Raw genomic sequence first — 14,466 nt, forward strand, 5'->3', positions numbered from 1 at the left:
TATTTCGGATCATCCTGCGAAAGACACGTCCCCAATCGCGACATTCGCTTGGCAACGACCATAGATGCGCCGGCGCTAAAGTTTCCTTAATGTGCCGCCAGGTAACGCGTCCGTTCTACCGCAGGCTGCAGAAATGGTTTGCAAAGATCCTGAGGTCAGGTCCGAACACGCCCACCCCATGTCGCATTTGCCGGTGCCCGGCTGCGGCAAAACTGAAATCCTCTCGGCCAGCGGCGAAGCCGTGGACGATGGCTGGTGGAGGTAGGGATGAGCAACAACCACAGCGGATCTTGCCTGTGTGGAGCCGTGCGTTTCCAGACGCGAGGGCCGTTGCGCGGCGTCATTTATTGCCACTGTTCGCAGTGCCGCAAGCAGAGCGGGCATTTTTACGCCGCGACCAACGTCGCCGACGGCGACATCACGATAACCGGCGCCGACAACATCAGCTGGTACGAATCGTCTTCCTTTGCCAAGCGCGGCTTTTGCAAGATCTGCGGCTCGGTGCTGTTCTGGAAGCCGGGTCAGAATGCGTATGTCTCAGTTCTGGCCGGATCGTTCGACAACCCGACCGGGCTCGAAGGCCAATGCCACATCTTTGTCGGCGACAAGGGCGATTACTATACGATCGACGATGGACTGCCGCAGTTCGAGAAGTCGACGCCGACGATCAAGGTTGCGGAGGAGTGATTTTGCGGCGGCTGCCTTATTCCCTTGATCCAGCCATTGCGATATCCCCTGCCGGTGATTCGAAGGGGATGCGGCATGCAGCGGCTGATCGGTGCTTACTTCAATTCTGTGCGAGCCTTTCGCAAGCTCGCCGCCAGCGAAAGGGCATTTCAGCAGGAACTGATGCTGCTGGTGCTGGCGCTGCCGCTCGGCTGGTTCGTCTCGGTCTCGTGGCGCGGCTACGCGCTGTTGATCGGCGCGGTGCTGCTGCTCATCATGGTCGAAGTGCTGAACACCGGCATCGAGGCAGCCTGCGATGCCTTCAGTCGCGAGTTCAACGTCGACATCCAGCTCGCCAAGGACTGCGGCTCGCTGGCGGTGCTGATTTCGGTTGTTATCGTCGCCGGCGTCTGGGGAATCGCCCTCATCGAGCGCATCACGGGACTACCGATCTGATCTGAACGCTCCCATATGTTAGTCACCAAAGGAGACTGACGTCGTGGAAGCCAATTTTCTGCTGCTTGAAAGAGCCGGCCTGCCGGAAGACCTGCGCTGGCTGGCGGAAAAATATCCGCGCGAGACATGGCAGGGCCACGCCAACATCCACGGCATGGCAAACATGTGGCTGCAGCGGCACGACATGTTCCGAGAGCTGGGCGGCATGCTCACCAACGGCATTGGCGACTATCGCGAAGGCAGGCTGACGGCGCCGGATTTCGCGCGCTGGTTCGCGCCGCGGCTGAACCACTTTCTCGGCAATCTCGACGGCCACCACAATGTCGAGGACTACCAATATTTCCCGGCTTTCGCCAAGGCGGAGCCGCGCCTGAAGCGCGGCTTCGAAATCCTCGATGCCGACCATCACACCATTCATGAGGGGTTGGAGCGCAACGCCGAGACGGCGAACGCCTTCATCCGCACGCTCGAGGAGAGCGAGGACAGGCAACGCTTCGCCGCCGACGCCTATGCGGACGAGAACAGCCGGCTGATCGCCATGCTGAAGCGGCATCTGGCCGACGAGGAAGATCTCATCATCCCGCTGATCCTCGATCGCGGCGACCGGGCTCTGGTCGAGGACGACGACTGAACCTTACGATATGGTTTCGCTGTCGCGGGCGTCCTTGGCGCGCTCCTTGCCGGCGACGGTGCGGGCGATGAGCCAGGCAAGGATGGCGACACCCAGACCTATGGCAAGCGCGATCAGCAGCCGTTCGTGATGGAGCAGTGCCTTGCCTATCATCTGCTCGGCGCCGAGGCCGAAGACGTAGCCGATGCCGCAGAACAAAGCCGCCCAGACCAGCGACGACACCGCGTTGAGGATAACGAAGCGCGCTACCGAAATGCTGGCGAAACCGGCCGCGATGCCGCCGACCAGGCGCAGGCCATAGATGTAGCGGTTGGACAGGACGAATATGTTGGGATGGGACGAGACGAGACGGTAGGCGTGGTTGAAGCCGGGCCTCGCCTTCAGTTTCAGCACCCTGGGATGGTCGGCAAAGCTGCGGCCGAGAATGAAGAAAAACGTGTCGCCGATGCCGGCCCGACAGTTTTTCGTCTATGCGGTTCACCTGTTCGGCCAGGCGCGCGATGTCCTCGCGCACGCCGATGATCTGGCTGTGGCGCAGTTCGTCCAGCTTTTCATGCAGAGCCATGATCTCGATCTCGGCCTTGAGGTTGACCTCATAGTCATGCGCGGCGTCGATGCGGTCGCGCGCGGCCTGTCGGTTCTGCGACATCATGATCACCGGCGCCTGCAGGGCGGCGATCATCGACAGCACCAGGTTGAGGAAGATGAAGGGGTAGGGGTCGAACGAGTCTCGCCCGAGCAGCCACCAATTGGCGCCGATCCACAGCACCAGGAAAGCAATGAAGGACAGGATGAACGTCCACGAGCCGCCGATGCGGGCAATGGCATCGGCGATCCGGTCGCCGGCGCCCTGAAGGCCGGTGAGGCTGTCGTTGATATCCTGCGAGATGGGCTTGCGGTCGACAGTGCTCTGCAACACCCGCCGCTCGAGCTCGCTGAGGCCCTCCGGCGTTCGCTTCAGCCAGCGGTTGGCCAGTTCTGGCACGGTTTTGTGCATGGATGTCTCCATAGGAAAAGCGTCGGCTTGGCAGCCTCGTTTGCATATAGGAAGATGGCGTTTCGTCAAAAGCGCGGCGCGAGGATGCAGGATGCCCGATTTCGCGAAGATTCGCGCCCGTGCTGCAAAACGCAAAGGCGGCGACGCGGTGCTGACCTCGCTGCTCGGGCCGGCGCCTGACAATGCTGCCGTTGCCGACATTACGGACGATCGCATCCTGTCGACGATGGCCGAGCGGGTGTTTGCCGCCGGCTTCGTCTGGCGCGTCATCGAACAGAAATGGCCGGGCTTCGAGGAAGCCTTTCTCCATTTCGACCCGAAACGGCTGTTGTTTCAACCTGATGACTTCTGGCACGACCTGACGGCTGATCAACGCATTGTGCGCAACCCGCAGAAGATCAAATCCGTCCGCGACAACGCCGCCTTCGTTGAGCGTGTGTCGAAGGAACATGGCGGTTTCGGCAAATTCCTCGCGGAGTGGCCTGACGACGACCAGGTCGGGCTGATGGCGTATCTCGGCAAGCATGGCAGCCGGCTTGGCGGCAACACCGGCCAGTATTTCCTGCGCTGGCTGCAATGGGACGCCTTCGTCATCTCGGCCGATATGGTCGCGGCTTTGCGTGACGCCGGCCTCGACATCGCGGAAAGTCCGACGTCGAAGGGGGATCCCGACAGGATTCAGGCGCAGATCAACAAATGGGCGCAGGAAACCGGCCTGCCGCGCCGGCACATTTCGCGCATTCTGGCGATGTCGATCGGAGAGAACCATTCGCCGCAATCGCTGCGCGAATATATGGGCGACGACTGATCACCGAATTGGTCCAAACGAACGCCATTGCTCGGGCAAATTTGCCGCGCTAAACCGCACAGATGACCCAGAAGACCGCACCCGATATTCTGCGCATCGCCGTTGCCCAGCTCAACCCGACGGTCGGCGATGTCGCCGGCAATCTTGCCAAGGCGCGCGAGGCGAGGGCGGATGCCGCCCGCCAGGGCGCCGACATCGTGCTCTACACCGAGCTTTTCCTTGCCGGTTATCCGCCGGAGGATCTGGTGCTGAAGCCGGCCTTCCTCAAGGTTTGCGAGAAGGCCGCTCAGGATTTCGCCGCGGATACCTCCGATGGCGGGCCGGGCGTCATCATCGGCACGCCGCTGAAGCGCAAGAGCGGCACCCATAATTCGATCATCGTCGCCGATGGCGGCAAGATCCTCGCCGAGCGCTACAAGCTCGATTTGCCAAACTATGGCGAGTTCGACGAGAAGCGCGTCTTCCAGGCCGGGCCCGAGGCTCAGGGACCCGTCAACTTCCGTGGTGTGCGCATCGGAATTCCGATCTGCGAGGACATCTGGGGCGACGTTGGCATCTGTGAAACCCTGGCCGAGAGCGGCGCGGAAATCCTGCTAGTGCCGAACGGCTCGCCCTACTACCGCGCCAAGATGGACGTGCGCCATCAGGTCGTTATCCGCCAGGTCATCGAGACCGGTTTGCCGATGATCTATGCCAATCAGATTGGCGGCCAGGATGAGCTGATCTTCGACGGCGCCTCTTTTGCCATCGGCGCCGACAAGACGCTCGCCTTCCAGATGAGCCAGTTCGAGGAAACTGTCGATGTCACCACCTGGAAGCGCAGCCGTGTCGCCGCAGGCGCGCAAAATGCAGATAACTCTGGCGGCTGGGTCTGCTCGGAAGGGCCGATGTCGAAAATCCCCGAGCGCGAAGAGGCGGACTACCGTGCCTGCATGCTGGGCCTGCGCGACTACGTCAACAAGAACGGCTTCAAGAACGTCGTGCTGGGTCTCTCCGGCGGCATCGATTCGGCGATCTGCGCGGCATTGGCCGTCGATGCGCTCGGCGAGGAGCGGCTGCGGGCGGTGATGATGCCCTACCGCTATACCTCGGAGGATTCGCTGAAGGATGCCGAGGATTGCGCCCGTGCGCTTGGCTGCCGCTATGACATCGTGCCGATCTTCGAACCGGTCGAGGGTTTCCTACACACGCTGGCGCAGCTTTTTGAAGGCACCAAGGAAGGCATCACCGAAGAGAATCTACAGAGCCGCGCGCGCGGCACGATCCTGATGGCGATTTCCAACAAGTTCGGCTCGATGGTCGTCACCACGGGCAACAAGAGCGAGATGTCGGTGGGCTACGCCACGCTTTATGGCGACATGAATGGCGGCTTCAACCCGATAAAAGACCTCTACAAGATGCAGGTCTATGCGCTGTCGCGCTGGCGCAACAGCCATGTGCCGCCGGGCGCGCTCGGTCCCTCAGGCGAGGTGATCCCCAGGAATATCATCGACAAGGCGCCGTCGGCGGAATTGCGCGAGAACCAGACCGACCAGGATTCGCTGCCGCCCTATCCGGTGCTGGACGACATTCTGGAATGCCTGGTCGAGAACGAAATGGGCGTCGACGACATCGTCGCGCGCGGCCACGATCGGGCGACGGTGACGCGCGTCGAACATTTGCTCTACATTGCCGAGTACAAACGCCGGCAAGCGGCGCCGGGTGTGAAGATCACCCGTAAGAATTTTGGACGCGACCGCCGCTATCCCATCACCAACCGTTTCAGGGATCGCGGCTAAACATCTGATTAAATTGATGAACCTTGGGGGGCGCATGTTTATCAGCTATTTCAAGGGAACGCCTGAGTATCACATCCTGCGCTTCAAGAACGGCAAGATCAGGGAGCAGGGGCGCGGCATCTCCTTCTGGTACGGCACGTTCGGCACCACGATAGCGATGGTGCCGGTGACGTCGCTCGATAACCCCTTCATCTTCACCGAGACGACGGCGAATTTCCAGGATCTGGCAATCCAGGGGTCGGTCAGCTACCGCATCATCGATCCACTCAAGGCAGCCGAAGGTTTTGATTTCAGCGCCAAGCTCAGCCGTGCCGACGTCGTCGGCGACGGCCGGGAGAAGATCGCCGAGCGCCTGGTGCTGGCGATACAGAGCCGCGCCCGCGCGGTGGTTTCGAGCATGACGCTGGAGCAGGCGCTGGCCGAGGTGACCAAGCTCGGCGGCAATCTCGCCGAACTCCTGCGCAACGATCCGATTGCGGCAACCGCCGGCCTGTCGATCGAGGAGGTCCACATCACCTCGGTCCAGCCGACGCCGGAGATCCGCAAGGCGCTCCAGACCGAATATCGCGAGGCGCTGCAGCGCCAGGCCGATGCCGCGATCTATGGGCGCCGTGCCTGGGGCGTGGAGAAGGAGCGCGAGATCAAGAAGAGCGAACTGGCGACCGAAATCGAGCTTGCCGAACGCAACAAGCTGCTGGTCGACACCGAAGCGCGCAACAAGCTGACGCTTGCCGAGGCGGAAGCCAAGGCGCAGCAGCTGGAACTGACCGTCTATTCGTCGGCGCCCGCCCACGTGCTGACGGCGATGGCCTTCAAGGCCTGGGCGGAAAAGGGCGGTTCGGTCGGCAATCTGTCGATCACGCCTGACATGCTCACCAGCGCGCTCAGCCAGCTTTCCACGCCGAAAGCCGGGTCCTGAAAGGCAAGCACGGGTGGCAAGCGACCAGAGCGGCAGGCCGATCGACCGGGTGATCGTCGTCACCCGCAAGAGCGAGCTGGAGGAGCTGACGACGCGCTTCAACACGCAGGGACAGGCGCGCTTTTATCTCCGGCAGGCCGGCATGGATTTCGACCCGGTCAAGGCGGCGCATGACGTCTATCACCAGGCGCTCGACCGGGTGATGGGTTCGCTTCCCCAAGGCCTCAAACAGTTGCGGCTCGACCGCGAACTGGTACCGCAGTTCGAATTCGGCTCCGACGCGGTGATCGCGCTCGGTCAGGACGGGCTGGTGTCCAACACCGCGAAGTACCTCCCGTACCAGCCGCTGATCGGCATCAACCCGGACCCGGCGCTTTTCGACGGCGTGTTGCTGCCGTGGAATGCCGACGATACCGAAAAGGTCCTCGGCCTGACGATCGCCGGCAAGGCGAAGCGCCAGGCGGTGGTGATGGCCGAAGCGCGCTCCAATGACGGACGCCGGCTGATCGCCTTCAACGATCTGTTCGTTGGCGCCTCGACGCATGTCTCGGCGCGCTACGAATTGACCTATGGCGGCAGGACCGAGCGCCAGTCGTCGAGCGGCATTATCATCTCCACGGGCGCCGGCTCTACCGGCTGGCTGCGCTCGGTGATGGCGGGCGCCGCGGGACTGGCCGCGGCCTATGGTGACAACTCCGTGCCGACCGTGCCGCCGCAAGGCTATGACCGCGAAGCCGAACAGCTGTTCTTTTCGGTGCGCGAACCGTTTCCGAGCAACACGACCGGCGTGTCGCTTGTGCATGGCGTCATCACCCGCGACCGGCCGCTGGTGGTTTCTTCGCGGCAGAGCAGGGGCGGCGTCATCTTCAGCGACGGGATGGAGCTCGATTTCGTCGAGTTCAATTCCGGCACCCACGTGACCATCGCGATCGCCGACCAGAAGGCCTATCTCGTGGTGCCATAAGCGCGCCACGTGGGCAGCCAAATCACCGGCCGGACTGAATTCGGCCGCCCTCCATTCTTTGCGAGGCACCATGCCCGACTGTGAAATCAGCTTCGACATGTCACGGATCGATTTCCGGGCGACCTCCGATCTGTTGATGGCGAGTTATTGGGGCGCCGGCCGCAGCGATGACTTTCATCGCCGCGCCTTTGGCAACTCGTTCTGCACCGCGGCCTATATCGATAGGAACCAAGTCGGTTTTGGCCGGGCCATCACCGACCGTACGGTGTTTGCCTATCTCGCCGACATCATCATCTGGCCGCAGCATCGCGGCCAAGGCATTGGCACGCAACTGGTGCGGGCGCTCATCAACCACCCTGAACTCAACACGGTCTCGCACTGGAGCCTGTCGACCAGTGACGCGCATGGCCTTTATGAGAAGCTGGGCTTCAAGGCATCGACCGACGGCCGCTACATGCGCCTCGATCGCAACCCGGAATGAGGCATAGCGAGGGGTTGACCCGCTGTTGTTGCAAAATAACCTCACTGGTTGGACCAGTTACGCTTTGCCACGTGCCCGGCCTTGGCGATCCTTCATGGCGTCTCTATAAGGACCGCTCCGCAAGTGTCTTGCGGGAGGTCTGAATGGCAGTATTTCACATGGTAATGCGAGGCCGCGAAGCCTAGGTCTCACCTGGCGTCCGGCGAAGGTTTGCCCTTCGCACCGATGCCGGGTCGAGTACAGGCTTCTGCCGATGCCGGTCGCCACCCGACAACCCGGGGCGCGCCGCCACCCATGCCGAACCTCCGCAGCCCCGGGCGAATTGCCCAGCGCGGTTTTCAATTTTCAGACCTTACCGGGACCGGGCAGATTTGCGCCCGGATGACATCATGGCTCGTTTTCGAATCGATCTGCGTGCAAGCGCCTTTCGCAGCGTTCTTGGCTTCACGCTCAGCCACTGGCGGCGCCAGCCGTGGCGGCTTTCGCTGATCATGGGCAGCTTCCTGCTGTCGACCATAGCGGACGTGTTGACGCCGCTCTATTCCGGCCGGCTGGTCGACGCCGTCGCCAGCAGTGCGTTGGCTGACGATGTCGCGTGGAATGCGGCAATGGCGGCGTTCTTCGCGCTCATCGCTTTGGCGATGACCGGCGTGGTGCTGCGCAACCTGGCTTTCATGGGCATTGTCGAGCTGACGCTGAAGATGATGGCCGACATCGCCGCCGACGCGTTCCATCGCGTGCAACGCTTCTCAACCGACTGGCACGCCAATAGCTTTGCCGGATCGACGGTGCGCAAGGTCACGCGCTGCATGTGGGCTCTCGACCTGCTCAATGACACCATCCTGATTGCGTTGTTGCCGTCGGTCGCCATGCTGGTCGGCTCGACGTTGCTGCTCGGCTGGTTCTGGCCACTGATGGGGCTGGTCGTGGCAGTCGGCTCGCTGCTGTTCATCACGGTGACGGCGCTGCTGTCGCTCGGCTATGTCGCGCCCGCGGCACGGCTCGCCAACAGCTGGGATACGCGGCTTGGCGGCTCGCTTGCCGATGCGGTGAGCTGCAATGCCGTGGTCAAGGGTTTCGGTGCCGAGACGCGCGAGGAGACGCGTCTTGCCAAGGTCGTCGCCAAATGGCGCGCGCGGACCAGCCGCACCTGGGTGCGCGGCACCATCAACGGCACGACGCAAGGCGCCATGTTGCTGGTGCTGCGGACGGCAGTAATCGGCCTGTCGCTGATGCTGTGGGCCTGGGGCCAGGCAAGTGCGGGCGATGTCGCCTTCGTGCTGACCTCGTTCTTCGTGCTGCAGGGCTACCTCAGGGACATCGGCACGCATATCCGCAATTTGCAGCGTTCGGTCAACGACATGGAGGAACTGGTCGATTTCCAGTCGCAACCGCTCGGCATCGAGGACCGGCCCGGCGCCAAGCCGATCCGGATCACGCATGGCCACATCGCCTTCGATAACGTCACCTTCCACTATGGCAGCCATCGCCTGCCGCTCTACCGCGACTTTTCGGTGGAGATAGCGGCGGGCGAGCGGGTCGGACTGGTCGGTCATTCCGGCTCGGGCAAGACGACCTTCGTGAAGCTGATCCAGCGTCTCTATGATGTCAGCGGCGGCAGGATCCTTATCGATGGCCAAGACATCTCGCAGGTTGCACAGGCGTCGCTGCGCGCGCAGATTGCCATCGTCCAGCAGGAGCCCATCCTGTTCCACCGCTCGCTGGCGGAAAACATCGCCTATGCCCGACCGGACGCCACGCAGGCCGAGATCGAGCATGCCGCCAAGCTCGCCAGCGCGCACGACTTCATCACCGGCCTGCCGAAGGGCTACGGCACGCTGGTCGGTGAACGGGGCGTGAAACTGTCGGGCGGCGAGCGCCAGCGGGTGGCGATCGCGCGCGCCTTCCTGGCGGATGCGCGCATCCTGATCCTGGACGAGGCGACATCGAGCCTCGATTCGGAATCGGAAGTGCTGATCCAGCAGGCGATGGAGCGGCTGATGGTTGGCCGCACGACGCTGGTCATCGCGCACCGTCTGTCGACGGTGCGGGCGCTGGACAGGCTGCTCGTGTTCGACCGTGGCAAGATCGTCGAGGAAGGCTCGCATGACGAGCTGATCCGGCTGAAGGGCGGCATCTACCGCCGCCTGTTCGAGCGGCAGGCGCTGGAACTGACCAAGGGCCTGGTGATCTGAGCTGAACGCAGAGCCCTATCCGAGGGATAGGGCTCTGCCTGGTTCATCCAGGCATTCGCTCGAATGGCTGAAGCGCTGGGTCGATCGTGTCCCAGACGTGGCCGCGCACGGTGTAGGTGACCGCCTGCGGGTCGAACTGGCCGGGATCGTCGAGGCTCGTGGCCTGGATCGCCGTCACCTCCGGCATGGCGACGAACGTTACGTAGACCGGCGTGCCGCAGGTCGGGCAAAAGGCCTGGGCTTTTTCATTGCCGCTGTCGGCGATCATCCGCCATGTGCTCGGCTCGCCGGTGATCTTTACGTCAGCGCGCCGGCCGAAGGTCACATAGGAACAATGGCCAGTACCGCTGCGCTTCTGGCAATCGAGGCATTGGCAGTGGTTCTGAAAGATCGGCTCGCCGCTGGCCTCATAGCGGATCGCGCCGCAGGCGCAGCCGCCGGTATAGTGCCTGGTCATTGTCGTTCTCCCGCTGTCAGATTGCTTCAGGCCGATTTCGGCTTGGCGAACAGGTGGATGCCTGTGCCGGTTTCGAGGAAGGATTTCATGCTGGACAGCACGGCCGGCCAGCCCTGGCTGATGCCCTTGGCCATGCCGCTGCCGGCTTCGAGCTCGTCATGGCTGACGGTCAGCTTGACCATGGTGTCGTATTCCTCGATGGCGAACGTCACCCGGCTGTGCTTGGTGGGATCGTCGGCCTGCGAGGCGTTGGCCCAGCTCATGACCAGGCGGGTCGGCGGCGAGATTTCGACGACCTTGCCAACGAGTTCGACGGTCCGTTCGTCATTGGCGCGGATGTGTTCCCATTTCGAGCCGGGCTTCCAGTCGGAGACGTTTTCGTGGCCCCAGTAGCGCTTGGCGATATCGGGCCTGGTGATGGCTTCGAACACCTTTTGTGGCGTCGATCTGATGTAGGTCACGTAGACAAAACTGGTGGTTTCCCGGGTCATTGGTCGTCTCCTTCGAGTTCTTGTTTCAGGTCGTGCAGCAGGCTCAGCCGCTGCCGTTCGAATTTTCGCACCCACCGCTCGTAGACTTCGTGCAGCGGCACGGGGTTGATGAAATGCAGCTTCTCGCGGCCACGCTTGACCGTGCTGATCAGATTGGCCGCTTCCAGCAGATCGATGTGCTGCGTGGCGGATTGCCTCGCCATGTCGAGATTTTCGCAAAGCTCGCCGAGCGTCTGGCCGTTCTTCTCACACAGAAGATCGAGCAGCATTCTGCGGGTCGGGTCGCCCAGCGCTTTGAAAACCTTGTCGGCGTCCATCGGTCTCACTCATCTTGAAGACACAATATGCAGGTAAATGCCTGCATGTCAAGCTGTAGCTAAGCTTGGCCTGAAGGGGAGGGATTTATAGTGTCGGATTGCTGGCGCGCGGAGCGAAGCACCGAGCCCGGAATCGGGGCAAGAACCGGTGCGGGCGCGCAGGACTATGCAGCGGTGGCTGTGAGCTAGGCTCTAACGACGAACTTGTCGGGATCGGCGCAGAAATGGGCGATGATCTGGCAGAGGTCCGGCTCGTTGACCATGCGTACGGCCTCGGCCCCATTGACCCATTTGCGGGTGCGCGCGCGCTTTTCCTTCCAGCGGTCGGCAACGTGCTCGACCTGCAGCGGAAACACCAGCACTTCGCAAGGGACTTCCTCGCCGGACGCGAGGGCCTTGGCGTAGAAGTAACGACCGGCCTCGAAAAGCGAAATCTTGCCACGCAATCCGGCTTCCTCGCCCGCCTCGCGCGCCGCTGCCTCGCAGAGCGGCTCCCTGGCCTCGGGCCAGCCCTTCGGCAGCACCCAACGCCCGGTGTCTCGGCTGGTGATCAGCATGATCTCGACGCCGTCTTCGTTATTGCGCCATGGCAAAGCGGCAACCTGCAGGCGACAAGGCGAAGTGCCGAAGAGCTTGCGGACCCTTTCAGCCAGATGGTCGTGTGTCGCCGGTGTCGTCAGCATCAGTGAAAGCTACCCCAGCCCTCAGAATCGTTAGCCGCCGTATGAATCTTACCGACAAGTGTAAGTCTTAAAAGTAAAAAACCTCACACCGACCCGTCAAACTCCGCCAACAGCTGTCGATTCGACAGAATATTGTCCCTTCCAGTGCCTGTTTTCATAGCAAACGGGGCGGGTTTGGCCGTCTGGGCAGAAATGGGGCTGGCGCGAATCAGCCTGCGTGATCGTCGGCGATCGGCTTCTGGTAGGTAAAACCCATGTCCCAGGGAAAGTAGATCCAGGTGTCCTGACTGACTTCGGTGATAAAGGTGTCGACCAGCGGCCTGCCTTTCGGCTTGGCGTAGACGGTGGCGAAATGCGCCTTGGGCATCATGGCGCGCACGATGCCTGCCGTCTTGCCGGTGTCGGTGAGGTCGTCGATGATCAGCACGCCCGCGCCATCATCGGCGAGCAGCGCCGGGGTGATCTCCTTCAGCACCTGCAACTGCCCCTGGCTGGTGTAGTCGTGATAAGAGGCGACGCAGACCGTCTCGATGACGCGTATTCCGAGTTCGCGCGAGATGATGGCGGCGGGAACCAGGCCGCCACGGGTGATGCAGACGATGGCCTTCCACTGTCCCTTGTTGGCGCCGGCAAGCCGCCAGGCGAGCGCCCGGGCATCGCGGTGGAACTGGTCCCAGGAGACCGGAAAGGCTTTTTCGGGAAGGGACATTCTGCACTCCGCGCGCACCATTGTGGAATGCGCGCGGAATTAACTGGAAAGTCAGGGCATTGGCAAGGGCGGGGCCAGTCTGTGGAGTTACCGCGACAAAAAGGCCGCAACCGGCACGCTGCGCAACACGGTGCGCGTGACGCCGCCGAACAAAAGCTGACGCAGCCAGGAATGGCTGTAGGCGCCGAGCACCAGAAGGTCGGCTCCGGTCTCGGCGATCCGGGTCTGGATGACGTCATCGACCGAAGCATTACCCGATTTTTGCACCGACACGCTGACCGTTGCGCCATGCCTGGAGAGTGCCGCGGCGATCTCGGCGCCGGCGGCTTCCGGGTTGTCATCCAGCGTATCCGGCGGATCGATGACCAGAATGTCGGTTTTCTCGGCCTCGATGATGAAGGGCAGCGCGTCGAAGGCGGCACGCGCCGCCTCCTTGCTGCCGTTCCAGGCCAGCAGCACATGTTTGAATGTGGTGACCAACGGCCCCTCATGCGGCACCACCAGCACCGGCCGGCCGGCATCGTAAACCAGCGTGTCGACATCGGCGCTCTGGTCGCCTCCGGTCTCGCGCTGCGCGGCAATAATCAGATCGGCGGCGCGCACGCTGGAAATACCCGTCAGCGCGCTGTCGCCGGAAAAGCTCTCGAGGCTGCGCCATTCGAAGGAAAGGCCGGAATTCTCGATCTGCCGAACGAAAAGCGCCTGCAATTTCTCGGCGCGCTCGCGGTTCATGTCGGCGGAGACCTGCAGGAACTCGGTGTCGGGGAAGCCGGTTGCCGAGGTGTAGGGAACGGGCAGCGCTTCGGCATGGATGCCGATGAGATGGCTCTCGAACCGGTCGGCAAGCGGGATGGCGCAGTCGAGCACGCGTTCGGCGTCCTGTTCGTTCTGCAATATGGCGACGATGGTCTTGAAGCGCATGCGAAATCCCTCAAATCTGCCGGCGCGTGCTGCGCCCGAGGGAAAACGTGGGAGTGCGGTGCTTGGTTCCGGCCCGGCGATGGGCCGCGAACCCAGGGTCAATTGGCGGCGGTGAAGCCGGCCACCATCGCCTCGACGTCCTTGCGTGCCGAATCCAGCGCCTCCTGGCTGCGGGCGCGGACGACCAGCTCCGTCCAGAACTTGCCGTCGCCATATTTCGGATACGAGCCGATGATGGTGTCGGGATGCGCCTTCTGGATATCGCCCAGGGGACCACCGATCAGGCCTTCGCCGAACGGGCAATGGACGGTGGCCGACAGCATCTTGGTGCCGGCCTTCAGCGTCGGCACGACATTGTCGAGCATGGCCTGGAAAATCGCCGGTACGCCGGCCATGACATGGACGTTGCCGATGCGAAAGCCGGGCGCGACGGAGACCGGATTGTCGATATGGTCGGCGCCGCGCGGCATGCGCGACATGCGCTTGCGGGCCTCGGTGTATTCGATGCCGCGCGCGGCATAGCTCTCGCCCAGCATGGCATAGGCCTTGGCGTCGTATTCGCACGGCACCCCAAAAGCCTTGGAAACGGAATCGGCGGTGATGTCGTCATGCGTCGGGCCGATGCCACCGGTAGTAAAGACATAGGTGTAGCGGGCGCGTACGGCATTCACCGCAGCGACAATCTCGTCCTCCTCGTCGGGAACGATGCGCACTTCCTTCAGGTCGATGCCGATGGCCGTCATGATGTCGGCGAGGTGGCCGATATTTTTATCCTTGGTGCGGCCGGACAGAATCTCGTCGCCGATGACAAGCATGGCGGCAGTGACGATTTCAGGCATGGAAGGCTCCGGCAAACAGGCCCGTTGGCAGACAAGGTCGCCTGAGGCAGAAAGAAGGTCGCCTGAGATAGCGCGCCATTGAACTGGCGGCAATGCCGACACAAGCCGCCATCTGCCTTGCCGAGCGTTCGTCAGTGGGTGATGGTGCGCGCCG

Annotated in this window: 17 protein-coding genes and 1 pseudogene; 9 read left to right on the forward strand and 9 right to left on the reverse strand. The window is 62.5% G+C overall.

The genetic code is table 11. The features are described from left to right. The first annotated feature begins 267 nt into the window (after nucleotides 1-267). The 3 genes from NKK50_RS04395 to NKK50_RS04405 all read left to right on the forward strand — a co-directional run bounded on the left by NKK50_RS04395 (nucleotide 268) and on the right by NKK50_RS04405 (nucleotide 1,753). Nucleotides 268-687, forward strand: a complete 420-nt coding sequence (locus NKK50_RS04395; protein WP_023725736.1) for a GFA family protein — start codon at nucleotides 268-270, stop codon at nucleotides 685-687. A 75-nt stretch (nucleotides 688-762) separates the two neighbouring features. Then, entirely contained in the window at nucleotides 763-1,122 is a 360-nt protein-coding gene (locus NKK50_RS04400) for a diacylglycerol kinase (protein WP_023667554.1), read from the forward strand. Between the two features lie 43 nt (nucleotides 1,123-1,165). Continuing rightward, nucleotides 1,166-1,753 carry a hemerythrin domain-containing protein gene (locus tag NKK50_RS04405; RefSeq protein ID WP_023667553.1) on the forward strand — a complete coding sequence of 196 codons (588 nt, stop codon included), beginning with the start codon at nucleotides 1,166-1,168 and terminating at the stop codon, nucleotides 1,751-1,753. Between the two features lie 3 nt (nucleotides 1,754-1,756). On the opposite strand, the gene NKK50_RS04410 is transcribed toward NKK50_RS04405, so the two are convergent. Both NKK50_RS04410 and NKK50_RS04415 read right to left on the reverse strand, forming a co-directional pair. Further along, complete coding sequence (locus tag NKK50_RS04410; protein WP_352543130.1) at nucleotides 1,757-2,146, reverse strand: DedA family protein; 390 nt, start codon at nucleotides 2,144-2,146, stop codon at nucleotides 1,757-1,759. A gap of 61 nt (nucleotides 2,147-2,207) precedes the next feature. Then, nucleotides 2,208-2,750 (reverse strand): annotated as a pseudogene (locus NKK50_RS04415) (DUF1003 domain-containing protein); the annotation flags it as partial. Between the two features lie 91 nt (nucleotides 2,751-2,841). Between NKK50_RS04415 and NKK50_RS04420 the strand changes: the two are divergent. From NKK50_RS04420 to NKK50_RS04445, 6 genes are all read left to right on the forward strand, one after another. Continuing rightward, nucleotides 2,842-3,558, forward strand: a complete 717-nt coding sequence (locus tag NKK50_RS04420; RefSeq protein ID WP_352543131.1) for a DNA-3-methyladenine glycosylase I — start codon at nucleotides 2,842-2,844, stop codon at nucleotides 3,556-3,558. Between the two features lie 62 nt (nucleotides 3,559-3,620). Then, a complete protein-coding gene (locus tag NKK50_RS04425; protein ID WP_023667549.1) occupies nucleotides 3,621-5,336 on the forward strand; it encodes an NAD+ synthase in 1,716 nt (571 codons plus the stop codon). Between the two features lie 34 nt (nucleotides 5,337-5,370). Next, nucleotides 5,371-6,255, forward strand: coding sequence for an SPFH domain-containing protein (locus NKK50_RS04430; RefSeq protein WP_352543132.1), 885 nt, complete (start codon nucleotides 5,371-5,373; stop codon nucleotides 6,253-6,255). Nucleotides 6,256-6,268: 13 nt separating this feature from the next. Then, nucleotides 6,269-7,219, forward strand: a complete 951-nt coding sequence (locus NKK50_RS04435) for a diacylglycerol kinase catalytic domain-containing protein (RefSeq protein WP_352543133.1) — start codon at nucleotides 6,269-6,271, stop codon at nucleotides 7,217-7,219. A 70-nt stretch (nucleotides 7,220-7,289) separates the two neighbouring features. Beyond that, nucleotides 7,290-7,700 carry a GNAT family N-acetyltransferase gene (locus NKK50_RS04440; protein ID WP_023681545.1) on the forward strand — a complete coding sequence of 137 codons (411 nt, stop codon included), beginning with the start codon at nucleotides 7,290-7,292 and terminating at the stop codon, nucleotides 7,698-7,700. Between the two features lie 389 nt (nucleotides 7,701-8,089). After that, the gene (locus NKK50_RS04445; protein ID WP_352543134.1) at nucleotides 8,090-9,895 is read left to right on the forward strand and encodes an ABC transporter ATP-binding protein; all 1,806 of its coding nucleotides are present in this window, start codon (nucleotides 8,090-8,092) and stop codon (nucleotides 9,893-9,895) included. A gap of 43 nt (nucleotides 9,896-9,938) precedes the next feature. On the opposite strand, the gene NKK50_RS04450 is transcribed toward NKK50_RS04445, so the two are convergent. The 7 genes from NKK50_RS04450 to NKK50_RS04480 all read right to left on the reverse strand — a co-directional run bounded on the left by NKK50_RS04450 (nucleotide 9,939) and on the right by NKK50_RS04480 (nucleotide 14,312). Then, on the reverse strand, nucleotides 9,939-10,352 hold the full coding sequence (locus NKK50_RS04450) for a GFA family protein (RefSeq protein WP_023681543.1): 414 nt from the start codon (nucleotides 10,350-10,352) through the stop codon (nucleotides 9,939-9,941). Nucleotides 10,353-10,378: 26 nt separating this feature from the next. Then, complete coding sequence (locus NKK50_RS04455) at nucleotides 10,379-10,843, reverse strand: SRPBCC family protein (RefSeq protein WP_352543135.1); 465 nt, start codon at nucleotides 10,841-10,843, stop codon at nucleotides 10,379-10,381. Next, nucleotides 10,840-11,160: an ArsR/SmtB family transcription factor gene (locus tag NKK50_RS04460; RefSeq protein ID WP_023681541.1), complete on the reverse strand. Its 321-nt coding sequence runs from the start codon at nucleotides 11,158-11,160 to the stop codon at nucleotides 10,840-10,842. The genes NKK50_RS04455 and NKK50_RS04460 overlap by 4 nt, the downstream gene beginning before the upstream one ends. Before the next feature lie 185 nt (nucleotides 11,161-11,345). Beyond that, on the reverse strand, nucleotides 11,346-11,843 hold the full coding sequence (locus NKK50_RS04465; RefSeq protein WP_023667541.1) for an NUDIX hydrolase: 498 nt from the start codon (nucleotides 11,841-11,843) through the stop codon (nucleotides 11,346-11,348). A 208-nt stretch (nucleotides 11,844-12,051) separates the two neighbouring features. After that, a complete protein-coding gene (gpt, locus tag NKK50_RS04470) occupies nucleotides 12,052-12,552 on the reverse strand; it encodes a xanthine phosphoribosyltransferase (RefSeq protein WP_023667540.1) in 501 nt (166 codons plus the stop codon). A gap of 87 nt (nucleotides 12,553-12,639) precedes the next feature. Continuing rightward, nucleotides 12,640-13,473, reverse strand: coding sequence for a universal stress protein (locus tag NKK50_RS04475; RefSeq protein ID WP_023735339.1), 834 nt, complete (start codon nucleotides 13,471-13,473; stop codon nucleotides 12,640-12,642). A gap of 98 nt (nucleotides 13,474-13,571) precedes the next feature. After that, complete coding sequence (locus NKK50_RS04480) at nucleotides 13,572-14,312, reverse strand: competence/damage-inducible protein A (RefSeq protein WP_352543136.1); 741 nt, start codon at nucleotides 14,310-14,312, stop codon at nucleotides 13,572-13,574. Nucleotides 14,313-14,466: the final 154 nt, after the last annotated feature.

It is taken from the genome of Mesorhizobium sp. M0001 (genome assembly GCF_040324255.1).
Lineage (GTDB): Bacteria > Pseudomonadota > Alphaproteobacteria > Rhizobiales > Rhizobiaceae > Mesorhizobium.